Raw genomic sequence first — 16,605 nt, 5'->3', positions numbered from 1 at the left:
TTATCTGGCTAATGTCGCTCAGTCAGCGTCGGCATCGCCTTTGGCCTTCTTTTTTCCACCTTTTTTGCCGCCAGCCTTCGCGTCCTGGGGCTTGTTGGCCGTAGGCAGTGGCGCCTTCACTTCCTTCCGCCAGACTTCGAGCCGCTCATGCAGCGCCTTGACGCGGTCGGGTTCTTGAGCGGCCAGATTGTTCTTCTCACCAGGGTCCGCTTGCAGGTTGTAGAGTTCGCGACGTCCGTCTTCGAAGAACTCGATCAGTTTCCAGTCGCCCTGACGGATCGAACCGCCGGGGGTGGTGCGCCAGGTATCCCCGCCTGCCCCCAGGTAACCGGGAAAATGCCAGAAGATCGCGTCCCGGCCGGAAGGCTTCTCACCAGGATGAAGCAACTCGCTCACGTAGCTGGTCCCATCGAGCGGCTGATCGGCCACGGCAGGAGCCTTCGCGCCAGCCAACTCCACGAGGGTTGGATACAGATCCACGGAATTGATCACGCTGGTGTTGACCTGCCCCGGCTTGATGTGCCCCTTCCACTGGAACACGTAGGGCACCCGCACGCCCCCTTCATAGAGCATGCCCTTGCCACCGCGGAGCGGGGCGTTGTCGGTGATGCCTTTTCCATCGATCCCTTCCCGCTCGTAGCCGCCCACCCCGCCGTTGTCACTGGAGAAGACCACCAGGGTGTTCTCCGCAAGCTTCAGGTCATCCAGCAGCTTCAAGATGCGGCCCACGCTCTCATCCACACTGGCCAGCATGGCAGCATAGACGGGACTGTGGTGGCCGCCAGCAGCCGGTTTGTCCTTGAACCGGGCGATCAGCTCCGGCTTGGCCTCATACGGTGAGTGCACGCCAAAGTGCGGCAGGTAGAGGAAGAACGGCCCATCCTTCTTGCGCTGGATGAAATCTGTCGCACGATCCGTGAGGAAGTCCGCCAGGTAGGCATCTTTGGGCACGTCCACCTTCGGATTGGTGTCGAAGTTGATGTGGCGTCCGTTGGAGACGATCGCCTCGTCGAAGCCGCGCTTGGAGGGATGATAGGCCTCCCCGTTGCCCAGGTGCCATTTGCCAAACATCGCCGTGGCATAGCCTGCATTCTTGAGCGTCTGGGCCAACGTCACCTTTTCCAGCGGGAGATTCACCACATTGTCCACCGGGCGCAAGGGGCGAGTCTGCCAGGGGAACCGGTCGATGCCGCCCACGGTGTACACGCCGGTGCGGGGGCCGTATTGCCCACTCATCAGGGCGGCCCGGGTGGGCTGGCAGTTGGGCCCGCAGGAGTATCCCTGCGTGAACTTCACGCCTTGGGCCGCCATCTGGTCGATGTGGGGCGTCTCATTGTACTTGCTGCCGAAGGTGGCCACGTCGGTGTACCCCAGGTCATCTGCGAGGATGAAGATGATGTTGGGACGGGCCGTAGTTTCAGCATGAAGGCCAGACGAAGATGCGGCCACCGTGCCTAGCACCAGCGCCGCTGCATGAACGAGGAGTTTTTTCATAAGTCAGAGAGGCGCGGTGAAACGCGCAGAACCGCCCAGTCTCTCAAGAGATTGCCAGGCCGGGAAAACAGGTAATTAATTCCCCTGCCCATGATCACCCCCGCTCCTCCCACCGGCACCCCACTCCCAGACTGGTGCCCTCCTCCACGCCCCGCACGCTCTCCCATGCAGGGCCGGCATTGTCGGCTGGAGCCGCTCACCGAAGCCCATGCAGCAGAGCTGTACGAGGCGGCTGCAGCAGACACCGACGGACACTCCTGGACCTACCTGCACTACGGGCCCTTCAACACCCAGGCGGAATACACCACCTGGATCGCCGATCGCGCCGCAAGCACGGATCCCCTTTTCTTCGCCATTCTGGAGGCCGATACCGGCCGTGCTGTGGGTGTAGCGAGCTTTCTGAGGATCGATCCCACGAACGGGGTGATCGAGGTGGGGCATCTCTACTTCAGCCCCGCCCTCCAGGGCACCACCGCGGCCACGGAGGCCATGTACCTCATGATGCGCCACGCCTTCGAGCTCGGGTACCGGCGGTACGAGTGGAAGTGCGACTCGCTCAATGCTCCCTCCCGCCGCGCAGCGTTACGTCTGGGTTTCCAGTTTGAGGGCATCTTCCGGCAGGCTGTTGTCGTGAAGGGGCGCAATCGCGATACCGCATGGTTCTCCGTGATCGATGGAGAGTGGCCACACCTGCGGGCACGCTTCGACAAGTGGCTGGCCCCAGAGAACTTCGACGCCCAAGGCCGGCAGCTCTGTCCTCTTTCTGAAATTGTGCCGGACCGCGCCACGCAGGCCCATTGAGAGATTCGAAAATCTCTGTGTCATCATCTTCGCGTCATGTTCGCATGGCAGGATGTCGCGTGGTCACCACTGATGGGGCCACCCCCAAAGCAAACCCATAAAAACATCCGACTATGAAAACCAAAACCTTCCTCTTCGTTCCTGCCGCCGCTCTCCTCGCCGCCCTGACCTTTGCCCCAGCCCTCTCCGCCAAGGACATCACGCTGGCTGAGTGCCCAGCTTCCGTGCAGCAGGCGATCAATCAGAACCTTGCCGGTGGCACGTTGGATGAGGTGGATCTCGTCAGCATTCAGGGTCAGAGCCTGTATGTGGCCGAGGTGAAACTCCCCACTGCCCAGCGCGAGCGCAAACTCTACCTGAACGCGAGCGGCACCGTGATCAAGGTGCGTGATGACATCGCCCTGAGCGACGCTCCCGCCGCCGTACAGGACGCCGCCAAAAAACTGGCCAGCACCACCGGCCGGGTCGATGACGTGGAAAAAGAAACCGCAGGCGACAAGGTGACGTACCGTGTGGAAATTGACCGCCAGGACAAGGACGGCGGCGACATCAAGGCTGTCTTCAACGCGGACGGCAGCATCATCACCCAGAAAGCGGACTGATCCTCACCTTACTTGCCCGATGCGACTGCTCTTCATTGAAGACGCCATCCGATTGCGCAAGACCGTGGCCCGGGCGCTCACCCGCCTGGGCCATGCTGTTGATGAAGCCTCCTCCGCGGAGGAAGGTGCTCAACTGGCAGAACTGGCAGCGTATGATGCCGTGATCCTGGACATCATGCTGCCCGGTCAGTCCGGCCTGGAACTCCTGGCCACATGGCGCCGTCAGCAGGTGGAGACACCCGTGCTCTTGCTGACCGCGCTGGACAGCGTGGAGGACCGGGTGCGAGGTCTGGTCACGGGAGCGGATGATTATCTCATCAAACCCTTCGCCATCGTCGAGCTGGCAGCGCGCCTTGAAGCCCTCGTGAGACGTCGTCATGGCAAGCCTGACTCCCGGCTCCAGGTCGGTCCGTTGGAAATCGACTTCGCCGCCCGCTCCGTGAGCCGCTTGGGCAATCCGATCACACTAACCGCGCGTGAGTTCGCTCTTCTGGAATGCCTCGCCCGACATCCGGGACAGATCTTCAGTCGTGAACAGATCGAAGCCCGCCTCTACAGTGAAACGGACAGCCCTCTGAGCAACGCAGTGGATGCAGCCGTGTATTCCCTACGGAAGAAGCTCTCTCCGCCCGGAACACCCGCTCTCATCCACACCCGCAGGGGTCTCGGCTACGTGCTGGATCCTGATGCCTCCTCTCCGTCCTCGTCATCATGACCTCGCTTCTCACGCGCCTCACGCTGGCTCTCTGCGTTGCGGCCGCCGTCCTCCTGCCAGCGGGAGGGTGTCTCATCTACTTCACCGCCGAGCGGCTGCTCTTGCGCAACTTTGATGCTGTCCTTGCCGCCAAGGCGGATGCGCTGGTCACGACGTCTGAGATGGAGCGTGGCAGGCTGGAGATCGACCTGGAAGTACAGGAGTTCGCTGGCTTTGGCTCCGCTGCCGGCGGTGACTACTTCGAATTTCGCACTCCTGCCGGCAATCTGCTGGCGCGCTCCCCTTCCCTGCGTCGGGACCGCCTGCCTTCGCTGCCCGGGCCCCTCACGCGCAAACCACTGAATGGATACCTCACTCTCCCCGATGGACGCCCCGGTCGGGCCCTCTGGCTTGCCGTCCCCGTAAAGTCCCGAGATCAGCCCGACGGGGCCAGTCTGGTAGAACTGGGAGTGGCCAGTGACAGCACCGCCCTGGGCGAGACTTTGCACACTCTCGCGCTGGTCGTAGCAGGCACTGCCGCCGCGGGAATGCTCGTGGGGCTGATGGTGCTGCGCAGCGTGGTGCGGAGAAGTCTGCGGCCCGTTTCAGATCTTGCCAGGGAGGTTCAGGAAATACCGGTCGATGACCCGGCCCGCACTCTGGATGCCACCACTCTGCCGGCTGAGCTGGCTCCCGTGGGCCGGAGGGTGAATGATCTGCTCGTCCGTGCTCGCGAGGCGATTGAACGCGAGCGCCGTTTCAGCAGCCATGCGGCCCATGAGTTGCGCACCCCTCTCGCAGAACTGCGGGCCATCCTTGAACTCCTGGCCAGCTGGCCGGAGGAGCGGACGCCCGAACAGTTTGACGAGGCCCAGAAAGTGCTGCGGAGCCTCGAGCAGTTGCTGCAAAAACTCACCCTCCTGTCCCGGGCTGAGGCGGGTCGGCAGCCGGTGCATCTGGAAACGGTAGATCCCACCGCGCTCGGTGAGGAAGCGGTGGAACGCTTTCGCGCTGCGGCTGAAGCACGCGAGCTCACCCTCGTCTTAAAATCGGGGGCGGGAGCTCTGCAGTCGGATCCTGTGATCTGGGATGCGATCGCCAACAACCTGCTGGAGAACGCTGTCTCCCACGCCCCTGGGGGTGCCACCATCACCATCGAGTCCACCCCTAATCAGCTGGCTGTTTCCAATCCCGCACCTGGACTCACCATTGCTGATCTGCCTCACATGATGGAACGATTCTGGAAGAAGACACCCCGGCACGCCGAGGGCGAGGAAATCATCAGCCACTCGGGACTCGGGCTCTCCCTCGTGGCCATCTATGCCCGCTTGCTGGGCACGGAGGCAACAGTAGATTTGCAGCCTGGCGGAATCTTGACCATCCGGGTGCCGTGGTCGCGAACGGCCTGAGGGGAATCGACCAACCGCGCGTATTCCAGGTGGCCGCCAGGAACCATCTGGAAATGCCCGACACAGACCGAAGTTGATCCCAGTATGGGATCTGTAGCACAGCCCAAGGTTGGACGAGCCCTAAGCGAGTCAACCTTGGGAAACGCCGCAGGAGACGATCAGGTGGGAAGGCCGACAGCATCCGCTTCCTCCCCACCGCCAGCAACACCTCCATATCCGCCCCCAAGGTACCTTGGCAGAACCGACAAACCGTGCGCGTTTGGGGTAACCACCAAGGATCCGACGTCTTCCACGCGCTCAGTCGAAGTTCTTCCTCGAAGAGGATGCGGCGACAAGCCCAAGGTTGGCGCGCTTCCAGCGAGTCTACGTTGGGAACAGGCGACAGACGGTTGCTACTCCGAAGGAGTTGCGGCGGTCTGACTGCCTTCCGCACCCAAGGTTCCCTGGCAGGTTTTTTCTTTACATACCCATATCGAGCAATAACCTGTCCTAATGAAAATGGGACTGTGTTTTGCTTGGGGAACGCTGCTTCTCGCGGCCACGAGCTGTGTTGCCCACAAGCAGTATCGCTCAGACTACTCCACCGAGCAGCTGCGACAGCCGCCAAAATCGTTGGCGAGCCCCCACCCCGTTGTGGACCCGGCCAGTGTTTCTTCCAAGAGCCGCGAGCACCGCGTCTTCGAAGTGTACGGCGACACCTTCAAGCTCGCCCACATCGAATGTGATGATCAGGGCAGCTATTGGGAGACCACACCAGACAACGTCGAGTCCGTCTCCGGCATCCGGCCCGGACGAGGTCGCAACCAGATTGAGTTCATGGAAGAGACCCTGGAGGCCGATCTCGCGAAGAACCGCGCCCGCTACCGCAATGGCGTGATCATCCTGGCCTTTGCCCACGGCTGGAACAACAACGCCCAAGAGAAGAATGACAACCTGAAGAACTTCCGGCATGCAGCTTATGAAGTCTGGAAGGATGAGAACACCAAGCCAGGAGCCCTCAAACGCCCCGTCATCGCCATCTACCTGAGCTGGCGGGGACGCGTGATCCCGAACGCCACCACCCTGGGGATCGAGAACGTCAAAGGTGCCAGCTTCATCGCCAATGTTCCCCACTACTTCAGCTTCTGGAATCGCAAGGGCACGGCCGAGGAGATTGGCTACCGCGCCATGGCGGAAAGCCTGAAACGCATCTCCCTGATCCGCCGGCGGTTCGAGGAAGTGGAACCCCGCAGTGACGCCGACAAGAACTCCCGGGCCATCATCGTCGGGCACAGCTTCGGCGCCGCCGCAGTGTTCTCCTCGGTCTCACGCTCCTATGAGGATGATCTGATGGAGTTGGTGTACGATCACGAACGCCGCAAAAAACGCCCCTGGGTGCATCGGAACTGGGACCTGGTGGTGCTGGTGAACCCGGCATTTGAGGCCCTGCGCTACGTCACCATCGCCCGCTACAGTCGAGACCAGCGTCTGGCGAGTCTGGCCGAATCCCAACGAGTCCCCTACATCTACCTGCCACGGATGATCGTCGTCGGATCGAACACAGATGTCCCCAACAAGACGCTGTTCCCGATTGGCCAGACCCTTGGCAATCTCACCACCTCCACGCAGAAGACGCCATGGATCGAGCAGCGAGGACGTCTGCGCACGGCATTGGGAGCCTATCGCCCCTTTGCGACGCATGACTTGGTGAAGAGTGATAATTCCAACTGCCCTGCCATGCTCCGGGCCATTCCCCTGGCAGAAGGGAAATCCGGCCTGGGCGCAATGAAGCCGCTCTCCGCGAATGAGCATGGGCGATCCTTTATGTCCCCTTTCCAGTCCCAAGGTGTGGTGGATGACGCCAGCAGTATTGGCCCCTTCATGGTTGCCCAGGCGGACAAGGCGGTCATCGATGGCCACGGGGACATCTGGAATGAACGCTTCCGGATCTTCATCACCCGGCTCATCGAGGCACGGGAGATGACGGTGAACCAGATGTCACGGAGAAATTGACGCCGGAACCGTCAGCGCAACCACGCTCAGCTTGACGCCTCGCCGGGACCGTCCCAGTAGTAGGTTCCGGGCCCAGTCTGTTGATGCGCCCACCTCCGGAATAGAAGCTGTCGTCCACCTTTGATCATGGTCCGCCCCTCCCTCTCCTCCGCCGCCCGTATTGCCTGTGCTGCCACCGCAGTGGCTGTCGTCACATTGACCGCCGGGTGCAAGAAGGAAGCCCCCGCCACCCCGCCCACCCAGTCAACCGCTACACCGGCAGCCGAAGCGGCCACCCCGACAGACAAGCCCTCCGCCAGCGCTGTCCCGACGGCCGCCGAAACCGCAAATCTCCATCCCGCAGGCGCCTCGGAAGGGCCTTTCCAGATCACGACTAACCAATCCTCCTACCAGACTGGTGACCGCCAGCGCGTGAGCGTCCGCACCCCCGAAAGTGGCTGGCTCTATGTGGGGGCGATCAACGCAGACGGAGGCGTGCTCCTTTATTATCCCAATCCCTCCCAGCCCAGCGGCAAGGTGTTCAAGGACCGCACCATCAAGCTTCCGCCGGAGTCGGGGCTACGCGCTGAAGAGATGTGGGACATCAACACCGCACTCCCCGAAGGCGTGGACAAGAGCCGCGAGATCGTCTTTGCCATCCTCTCGCATCAACCCATCGCCGATCTGAAGCTGGATTGGGGCGTGGATCAACGTGATGCCCTCACCAAAGCCGGGATCCTTGCCGATGGTGCGAAGCCCACCACCCCCGGCAGCAAGTGTTTCCCCCTCACGGACAAGCATCAGGTGGCCTGGCGCGAGTATGACATCACGCGGGCTCCCGGACATGCCGACAAGCCAGCTCCTCAAGCCGAGGCTCCCCAGTGACCACGGGCGCAAAGTCCCCGATCCAACAGCGAGGACTGGATACGACCAAGGTCTGATAGCGTGCGCCTCCAGAAACTGGCTGGATGAGGACACGCCATGACCCGACAATGTCGAATCTTCGGACAGGCTGATACCAATCAGTCTGGCAATGAAGAGAGTCGCGGCTCTGGGCGGGGAACCGCCCCTAAGCAATGGGTTCAACCAATGTGTTTCCATGAACCTCACGCAGCGCCTCCCTCTTTCGATTGCCATCGTCGTCTGCCTGCTCGGAAGCTGCTCCTCTCCCCGAGCCACCCGGAAAGACACCCAGCCTCCCTCTGCCGCCAGCTCCGCCGCGCGTGACTCCCGCATCGTAAAGGAATCAAAGAAGTTCACGCACAAACACCCGGGCCAGAGCGGGGCCCAACTCCTCCCCCGCGGCGACCAATCACTGGATGCCCGCCTCGCCCTCGCCAGCATGGCGAGTCGCACGCTCGATGCGCAGTACTACATCTGGCATGGTGACTCATCGGGCGCGCGTATGGTGAAGGCTCTCCTGCAGGCCGCAGACCGTGGGGTTCGGGTGAGAGTGCTGCTGGATGACATCGGCGTGAGCGCTTCTGACCAGAATCTGCTCGCCCTCGCCGCGCACCACAATGTGGAGGTGAGATTGTTCAACCCCGTCTCCCTTCGTTCTGCCCAGATGCTGGGGTTCCTCTTCAATTTCAGCCGCGCCAATCGCCGGATGCACAACAAGGCCTTCATTGCCGACGACGAAGCGGTCATCCTGGGCGGGCGCAATATCGGGAACGAATACTTCGATGCGGATAAAAGCGTGAACTTTGCCGATCTGGATGTCCTCGCCGTTGGGCCCGTGGTTGCGGAAGTGTCATCGCAATTTGATCAGTACTGGAACAGTCCCTATGCCGTGGACATCATGGACCTCTCTGGCAACAAGCAACAGAGTCTCACCTCAGCTCAACGCCAGGCTCTGGATGCGCGAATCGGGAGTTCTTCAGCAACCAGCCCTCCGTCAGCTTCCCCAATTCTAAGCGGGTTCAGCGCGGCAAAACTCCAGCTTCGGCCGTGCAAAGCGTGGGCGCTCTACGACGCTCCAGACAAGGTGGACACTGCCCCGGATGACAAGGCCACCCACCTCGCACCCCAGCTCTGGTCAACGGTGGAAGCAACCACCAAGCATCTGTTCATCGTGTCTCCCTACTTTGTCCCAGGAGAAGACGGCGTGGCCATGCTGGCGGGCTTGCGCAAACGGGGTGTACGCGTCACCATCCTGACCAACGCCCTGGCCTCGACCGATGTGCCCATGGTGCACGCTGGCTACAAAAAGTACCGCAAACCGTTGCTCGAAGCCGGAGTCGAACTCTACGAACTCAAGCCCACTGCGGGCAGTGCCGTTGCTGCTTCAAAAAAACGCCACCCCGGTGGCTCCAGCTCGGCAAGCCTTCATGCCAAGACCTTTTCATTCGACGATCGAAAGGTGTTCATTGGCTCCATGAACCTCGATCCGCGCTCCATCAAGCTCAACACCGAGATCGGCATCATGGTGGAGTCTCGTGAACTCGCCAGCAGTCTCACGCGGCCTCTTCTGAGAAACCTGGACAGCACGGCCTATCGCCTGGTCCTTGAGAATGGCAACCCCGTCTGGATTGCCAACGAGCAGGGAAAGATGGTCCGCTTTGAGAAGGAACCTGGCACCAGTGCCTGGCAGCGGTTCAAGGTCAATGCACTGGGCCTTCTGCCCATCGAAGGACAGCTCTGATCCAGCGCCCAATAGAAAATTGGGTGAAGGATGGCTTGTGGTGCAACCGGGCCATCACGGCGAACATTTGCAGCTGGTGATGGAGAAGTTTGCTCCGTGAGCCCGCGTCGCAAATACCGGTTCGATTTGCCTGGGGTTATACCTCCTACGGCGTCAAACCTGCCAGTGGTTCGAATCCTGCACTGCCGCCATGAAACTGCTGCTAGTCCTTTCTCTTGTTCTGATCGCCCCCCTCATCCGCGCATTCGGGGATCCTACATCCAATAAGCTTGATATTCAGTTTCCCTCGCAGAACCACCTGACGGCATCCCAACTGCATCAACTTGGCGGCACTCCGAACGCAAAAGACAAGATCATCGGACAATTTGTACTGCTCAATGTCGTCGTCACCGTCGAACGGGAAGTTCCGCTGGTGGAGGTCATGTCCCCAAAAGAACCCACAGGTGACTCTGCCCAGGGAACGGGAGTCTTCCACGCTCACCTAATCAGCGCTACAACCGAAGCGTCATCGCTCAAGAAGGGTGAACGACTTCGTATTGAAGGCATCATCGTCGGCGAATGCTACGAAGCCTACACGATTTACCTTCTCCAGGCTAAGACGATCGAATGACCCACCGGCCACCTCAATGCGCCGCTTGGGGGAACGAACAACTTACAAACGCCTGACACACTTCTGACAAAGTTTCCCGCAGCTTGGAGCAGACTATTCGCCATGAAACTCCTACTCGCCTCCATCGTGGTGCTTTTTTGCTCTCTGACGGCTTCGGCGCGTGCCGCGTCCGATGCCGATGTCACACTCGTGAAGGTAGCAAAGGTCGTCATTGAAGAAGAGGTGATCACCATCACCGTCACCGAGGCGACGACTCGCATCACGTTAGTCAGTGCCACCCACGATCCCAACTACTCCGGGGACAGGTGGCTGGGAATGCCGGTCACAAGAGTTCAAGTCATCTCAGAAAAGGCCACGTTCACGATCAAGAGGGGTAAAGAAGCCGCGCCAGGCGGCGTTCTGGCAAAGGTGTGGCAGGAATCCTTGAAGACGGCCAAGGACCTGCAAGACGGCAAGGAGGTAGGGCATATCGGCTTCTACGCCCCCGACATCGTCATTAAGGGCAACATGATTGATTCCATCGTTGGGGTTGGCTACCTGTATCCGAAGCGGAAGTGAACTACAGGCTGGAACAATAACATAGACGACGGGAGAAACGCATTGAGGTCTCCCTCGCATTCTAAAAACTTAGCTACGTCTCGGATCCGTTTACCGAGGTCAACCAGCCCCATTTTTTCTATAGTATGAAACTATTTCTTACCTTTGTCGGCATTATCTCCTTCCTCCACTCAGCGGAACTCTCAGCCGCCCCGCTCGCACACGGAACGGCGCGCCCCGTGTTGACGACAGAGTCATGTCTCAGATTCTTGCTAACGGTGAAGGTGGATAGTAGCGCAGCACCTGGCATCCAGTTCTATCCCATGATGCGGCTAATTTTCACGGATGGCTCATTCGCCCATGGAGCGTTGGGGTGCTTTCCCACTGGCATCGCTAGCGGCACCGAGTTGGGGGGTGACGCCCAATCAATCGGTGGCATCAAGGCCGGGAAAACCCTTCAATGCATAGAGCTTGTGGCACGTGTCGGCGATCCAAAGACTCATTTTAATCCTGCCCCAAAGAATGTCACCTTTGGCCCACTGGATGAAGCCATGATGAAAATTTGCTTCGCTTCGGGAGGCTTCGTCATCCGCCTTCCGTTGGCGCCGTCCAAATGAACGAATCGTCCAGCAGTGAGATGTAGGTTAGGCGAAGTCCGGGAAGAAATTACCGACCAAACTTCTTGAACCGCACGCCAGACGACACAAAAGAAGCAACTTCCAGTAAGCGCGACATCGCCCCTGTCAAAATCAGACGCCCCCTTTGCTGGCATCGCTGACACAAGGACGCCATCGCGAAAAGGAGATCCCTATGAACAAAAACAGGCGAACTGCCATTGCCTTTGGGGTGTTGTTGATTGCCGCTATCGCCTGCGGGATTCTGAGTTCAGTTCCGGCAATCGAAGAGGCTGACTACCTGACAAAACTGCATTCATCTGAATCCAGAGTGTTTGTGGCCGTGTTCTTTCAGGCTATGATGGCCATCATCTACGTCACCATCGCGGTCATCATGTACCCGATCGTTGCGATGGACAGTCGGACCAGTGCCCTCGCCTACTTCGCGTTTCGCACCATTGGCGCAGTATTCCTTTTTGTAGGGATCGTTACGCTTCTGCTCTTGCTTGATCTGAGCCGCCGGTTTGCGCCGGCCCGCAATCCCAACGGTGCAGAACTTGAGGTGATCGGAGCGTTGCTCCGCCAAACTCGGGACTGGCTGAATCACATCGGCATGATCCTTCCCTGGAGCGTCGGCAGCATCTTCCTCTATCGGGCATTATTCAGAACCAGAATGATTCCGCGCTGGATGTCAGTCTGGGGATTGATTGGCACGGCATTGACGCTTCTCGCGACGCTTCTCTACATGCTTGATCGGATCCAAGTGGTGACGACCACCTATTTGGCGTTAAACGTGCCTTCAGCCCTTTTAGAGCTCATCTTGGCGGTCTATTTGATTGCACGGGGTTTCCGTCAATCCTCAGACGCGTTGACGCCTTCTCCGGCGAGAGATTGAGGTGCGCGAGAAAGCCCGGCGTTTGTTGGGCTCACCCGTGAGCAGGTTGAGTTTTCCCGCTACGAGCCGGAACCTGGCAGTAGTCCAAGTTCAATTCGCCGACCGCTTCCTCCTATCAAGAAGCGGCACTGATGATCAACCTGCCCAGCTTTTGCTCAACGGGCCGCCGACTCAGGCTGGCCCTTCCACCAGTTTTCCCACTGAGCCCAGTCGTCTCCAAAGTCCTGTCCCGATATCGTCTCAAGTGCTCGATAGACGTTGCTCCGATGTTTGGCGCCAGTGTACGAGGTGATGAACGTTTCACTATCTGGATCGAACGACCGGTTCACAATTTCGAGCAACACCGGCACCGCTTGTCGCGCCCGCATTTCTCCCAGGTGTTCTACTGATGTTCTTACGACATGCTTGTTTTGGCTGGTCGCAGCCAGGGTCAGAAACAGCGGAACCAATTGTGAATCCTCCAGTGCAGCCATTTCTCTGACCACATTCACCTCCTTCCATTTATCGGCAAACGGACCTTTGAGCAGTTCCTCGAACCTCGTGACCCGGTGCTCTGGCTCAAGGGCTGCCAGCGCGATTTTGGCCGCGCTCTTCACCTCTTGAGAGGAGCTTCTCCTCTCACTAGAGGAGGCCTCTTCACCTTCCATCAACTTTTGGAGCCAGTCGCGAGCCTTCAGATCCCCCAACTGCCCTACGGCGATGATCACGACGGGAGTCGGACGCAATTGCATCAGTAGTGGAGCCGCGTCTTTGATGTGGAGGTCCGCCAACGCACTGGCCAACCAGTCTAGCTCGAGCTTGGCCAGCGAACCTCTGGGCTGGGCACTCTGGATGCGGCGAAGCAGCTGATCCATTAACAATGGACCTGCCCGAAGGTCACTGAGCAGGCCTAGAGCCAAAGCCCCCTCGTGTGTGGGATACCTCTTGAAGTTCGCTTCAAGGACGGAAAAGGCGCCAGCGCATTGGGTCCGCGCCAACGCCACCGCGAGCCGCCCATCTTTCGTCGCATGCTCCAGCACTCTTGACGCGGAGGTTAAGCCTGAAGCCGGCCCCCGTTCGGCATTGAAAGTCAACTTGCGCTCGTCTGTGAGGACTTTCTCCATGAGCACCAGCGCCCAAGTTGGAGCATCCTTGCCGTACCCGTGCAGAAGCGTTGACAACGCCTCGTGAAATTCTCTGACCTCCTCAAAGTCGGTCGCATCGGCGCGGGATTGGAGAAAGGCTTTTGCACTCTCGCTACCCAGCGGTGCCACCAGTGAGGCAATCATGAGCCGGGCGAGTGGTGAGGCGTTCTCTGTCGTCCGGCTCTCCAGAATACGTCGCATCTGGGTCGGCTCATAGAGATTGATCGCCTCATTGAGAGCGGCATTGCACCGCTCCAGGGCAGGAAGCTGAGGTCCCCAAAAGTCGCGATTAAGCGGGCTGCCAAGGGAGTAGCTGAAGGGAGCCACAACCGTCGGGCATTCCAGGCTCCCACGTCGATACTCGTGGAGCCTGGTAGCCTTGCGCACGGGGAAGGCAGGGGTCTGTATCTCGCCGGTCCAATCTGGCACCGATGCGAGGCGGCTCCCACCTTTCGATGAACTCACCTTGCCTTTGCTCGGAGTCGCCCCGTTTTCGCCCGTAGCCAGCTGGGTGAGCTGCTTGTCCGAGAGAAGCAATCTAATCCTCAGCTGCTCGGTGAATCCCCCTCCATCTGCCGTAGCACGATCTCCCCACAGGTAAACTTGCGCCCCTTCCCCAGGCTGTAGCACCACCGGAGTCCTCTCGAAATCCTGCCCACTCGCGATGCCTCCATAGAGCACTCCTCCCCGATTCACCTCGGGCCCATCGCCATCCAAATGTTCGCCGGGCATCCACGGCACGCGTTGCCACTCTCCCTTCTGGTGGAGTTTGTGCAGCTCAAAGAGACGGGCAAGCCGCGAATCGGGTGAATTCCCCATGGGTACCCGCAATGGAGTCGCACCCACGTTCCGCAACTGCACCAACACCACATATCCCGTATACCTCCAGGTATCCACGAAATCCACCCGCGCCACCAATCCGTTCACTGGTGCAGACCACTGCGCCAGGGCTGACACCTCGGCTGCGATCTTGGCATCCGTCTCTGTTGCTTGAGCCAGAGCCGTGAATGATGAGCCGTCAAAGACCCAACCTAAGATCAAAGACAAGCCCAATCGATGGGTTTTGCGCAACATCACCACCGACTATGAGCAAAGGCGGCAATCTAGGCAATACAAACGACTCCAAGAACGACCAGTTCCCGCAGTAGTGCGCCAACCTCATCGAAAAGGCTGCTCCGTGGCATCCATCATCATTGCCTGGATCCTGACTGTTCAGTCCACCATTGCAACCACTTCGTGCGGTCCATGCCAAAGTCCTTTCCAGATATCAACTCCAGAGAACGGATGATGTTTACTTGGTGATCGGCTGTTGTGTACGGAGGTAGGCTGCCTGTCGTGGGAGGATCAAACTGTCGATCAAATATGCCCAACAAAGTCGGCACGGACTGACGCGCTTTCAGTGTCCCAAGGTGCATCACTGAGTCGCGCACGACGTACTTGTTGCTACAGTTTGCAGCCAGGCTCGAGAACAGCGGGATCAATCGTGGGTCCTCAAGGGCGCCCATCGAACTCACCACACTGATCATCTGCCGTTCATCATTAGAAAGGGCACCCAAAAGCTCCTCGAACCGGATGGTGCGCTTTTCTGGCTCTAGAGCAGCAAGGGCAATGCTGGCCCAAAAAGCCAGGTCGGGTCGGGCTTTCCCCTCGACGATTCCATTTTCCGACATCTGCTGCAGGTAGTCTCGAGCACGTAGATCGCCCAGGGAGCCCAATGCCATCAGCATCTGACTCGATTCAGGCAATTGCATGAGAAGAGGCGCTGCATCGGTCATACGAGCAGCTGCCACTGCACTGGCGAGACTTTCCTCGTCAAGTCTGGCTGCGGCGGGATTCTGACCTTTGGGATCAGCCAATTTGCTACGTAGAGCCTGCCACAACAAGGGTGCCGCACGCACATCTCGCAATTCTCGCAGTCCCCACAGACCTTCATTGCTTGGGTACTTTTTGAAGTTTGCTTCCAATACAGAAAAAGCACCTGGACACTTTGCGTACGCAAGCGTCAGGGGAAGCGTCTCCCGTTTCGTGGCGTTCTCAAGCACATTGGACGGAACGATGGATCCATTGGTTGACGACCTGGCAACGCTCAGCGCTCGGTCATCAGTCAATACCTTTTCCACGAGGACCAGCAACCAGGGTGGCGTTTCACTCCCATACTCACGCAACAGATGAGTCAATGCACTATGAAATTCTCTGACTTCGCTCCACTCAACGGTCTGGGAGCAACTTCTTATGTGGTTCATCGCAGCCTCGCTGTCCATTCGAACGGCCAGCATGGCGATCATCAACCTCAAAAGTGGCGAGGTAGCATTCGCCATTCTTTTCTCCAAGATGCTGCGCATGGGCCCCCCCCTGTAGAGCTCGACGGCGGCATTCAGTGCAAAATTGGAATCGCAAATGCCATCAAACTGGTGCTCCGACATGTCCCGGAGCAGCGGATTGCCTATGAACAACCTAAATGGTGGCAGATACTCGGTACATTCCAACTGCCCCCGTCGTTGCCTGTGCAACTTGCTAGCACGATGGGTTGGAAAGGCGGGCGTCTCCAGAACTCCTGTCCAAGACGCCAAGGATCCGTCTCCTTGCTCTGCAGTAGCAGGTCCCCCCTTTGCGTTGGCGAGCCCCTTTGCCACAGTTTGGATCTGTCCTGCTTTGAGACGGAGCACGACCTTCAAATCAAGGGGAAGGCTACGATCATCCCCTCCGGGCTTATTTCCCCAGAGATAGACCAGAGCCCCTTCCCCCGGTTGCAACACGACAGGGGGGCGCTCGATGTCTTGCCCAACCAAAAATCCCGCGTGCAACACGCCTCCTCTGTCCGCCACGGGACCATCACCCTCCAGATGCTCTCCCGGCAACCAAGGTGCACGGTGCCATTCCCCTTTCCGGTCACGTTTGTGCAATTCATACAACCGGGCCGGCCGAGAATCCGGCGAATTCCCCATCGGCACCCTCAAGGGAGATGAACTGACGTTCCGCAGCTGCACCAGCACGACAAATCCCGCAGGTCCCGCAGGATTCACATAGTCCACCCTCGCCGTCAGCCCGTTCACCGGATCCGACCATCGGGCCATGGACGCCACCTCAGCCGCGACTTTGGAATCAGCATCCGCCCCTGCTGCCGCTCCCAGTAACAACCCCGTGATGAGCCACGAACCCAGTCGTTTCCACGACGACCATTTCGACTGGAAATTTTCCGACATAGCCGCC

The 16,605-nt window shown here is 59.2% G+C and carries 14 protein-coding genes; 11 read left to right on the top strand and 3 right to left on the bottom strand.

Translation table 11 applies throughout. From position 1 onward, the window contains the following. Positions 1-18: 18 nt before the first annotated feature. The gene (locus BV106_RS20850; RefSeq protein WP_038167814.1) at positions 19-1,494 is read right to left on the bottom strand and encodes a sulfatase; all 1,476 of its coding nucleotides are present in this window, start codon (positions 1,492-1,494) and stop codon (positions 19-21) included. A 90-nt stretch (positions 1,495-1,584) separates the two neighbouring features. Here BV106_RS20850 and BV106_RS20845 point away from each other — a divergent pair, with 90 nt between their 5' ends. The 11 genes from BV106_RS20845 to BV106_RS20795 all read left to right on the top strand — a co-directional run bounded on the left by BV106_RS20845 (position 1,585) and on the right by BV106_RS20795 (position 12,271). Continuing rightward, positions 1,585-2,295, top strand: coding sequence for a GNAT family protein (locus tag BV106_RS20845; protein WP_038167812.1), 711 nt, complete (start codon positions 1,585-1,587; stop codon positions 2,293-2,295). A 113-nt stretch (positions 2,296-2,408) separates the two neighbouring features. Next, positions 2,409-2,897, top strand: a complete 489-nt coding sequence (locus tag BV106_RS35970; RefSeq protein WP_051946123.1) for a hypothetical protein — start codon at positions 2,409-2,411, stop codon at positions 2,895-2,897. A 19-nt stretch (positions 2,898-2,916) separates the two neighbouring features. Then, complete coding sequence (locus BV106_RS20835) at positions 2,917-3,612, top strand: response regulator transcription factor (RefSeq protein ID WP_038167810.1); 696 nt, start codon at positions 2,917-2,919, stop codon at positions 3,610-3,612. Further along, positions 3,609-5,000: a histidine kinase dimerization/phospho-acceptor domain-containing protein gene (locus BV106_RS20830; RefSeq protein ID WP_038167808.1), complete on the top strand. Its 1,392-nt coding sequence runs from the start codon at positions 3,609-3,611 to the stop codon at positions 4,998-5,000. The genes BV106_RS20835 and BV106_RS20830 overlap by 4 nt, the downstream gene beginning before the upstream one ends. A 498-nt stretch (positions 5,001-5,498) precedes the next feature. Continuing rightward, a complete protein-coding gene (locus BV106_RS20825) occupies positions 5,499-6,992 on the top strand; it encodes a hypothetical protein (RefSeq protein WP_265595910.1) in 1,494 nt (497 codons plus the stop codon). 126 nt (positions 6,993-7,118) lie between these two features. Beyond that, entirely contained in the window at positions 7,119-7,856 is a 738-nt protein-coding gene (locus BV106_RS20820; RefSeq protein ID WP_038167804.1) for a DUF4384 domain-containing protein, read from the top strand. 214 nt (positions 7,857-8,070) lie between these two features. Beyond that, positions 8,071-9,615 (top strand): phospholipase D family protein, encoded by a 1,545-nt coding sequence (locus tag BV106_RS20815; RefSeq protein WP_038167803.1) that lies wholly within the window; start codon positions 8,071-8,073, stop codon positions 9,613-9,615. Between the two features lie 190 nt (positions 9,616-9,805). Next, positions 9,806-10,225 (top strand): hypothetical protein, encoded by a 420-nt coding sequence (locus BV106_RS20810; protein WP_038167801.1) that lies wholly within the window; start codon positions 9,806-9,808, stop codon positions 10,223-10,225. A gap of 102 nt (positions 10,226-10,327) precedes the next feature. Then, positions 10,328-10,783, top strand: a complete 456-nt coding sequence (locus BV106_RS20805; RefSeq protein WP_038167800.1) for a hypothetical protein — start codon at positions 10,328-10,330, stop codon at positions 10,781-10,783. A 125-nt stretch (positions 10,784-10,908) separates the two neighbouring features. Next, positions 10,909-11,379 carry a hypothetical protein gene (locus BV106_RS20800; RefSeq protein WP_038167798.1) on the top strand — a complete coding sequence of 157 codons (471 nt, stop codon included), beginning with the start codon at positions 10,909-10,911 and terminating at the stop codon, positions 11,377-11,379. 193 nt (positions 11,380-11,572) lie between these two features. Then, positions 11,573-12,271: a DUF4386 domain-containing protein gene (locus BV106_RS20795; RefSeq protein WP_038167797.1), complete on the top strand. Its 699-nt coding sequence runs from the start codon at positions 11,573-11,575 to the stop codon at positions 12,269-12,271. Positions 12,272-12,426: 155 nt separating this feature from the next. Here BV106_RS20795 and BV106_RS20790 read toward each other — a convergent pair whose 3' ends face one another. Further along, the gene (locus BV106_RS20790; RefSeq protein WP_265595909.1) at positions 12,427-14,442 is read right to left on the bottom strand and encodes a hypothetical protein; all 2,016 of its coding nucleotides are present in this window, start codon (positions 14,440-14,442) and stop codon (positions 12,427-12,429) included. A gap of 143 nt (positions 14,443-14,585) precedes the next feature. After that, positions 14,586-16,598 (bottom strand): hypothetical protein, encoded by a 2,013-nt coding sequence (locus BV106_RS20785; protein WP_038167793.1) that lies wholly within the window; start codon positions 16,596-16,598, stop codon positions 14,586-14,588. Positions 16,599-16,605: the final 7 nt, after the last annotated feature.

Source organism: Verrucomicrobium sp. BvORR106 (genome assembly GCF_000739655.1).
In the GTDB taxonomy this organism is placed as follows: domain Bacteria; phylum Verrucomicrobiota; class Verrucomicrobiia; order Verrucomicrobiales; family Verrucomicrobiaceae; genus Verrucomicrobium.
Note: the sequence above shows the minus strand (reverse complement) of the source record. Positions and strands in the feature narration are given on the sequence as shown.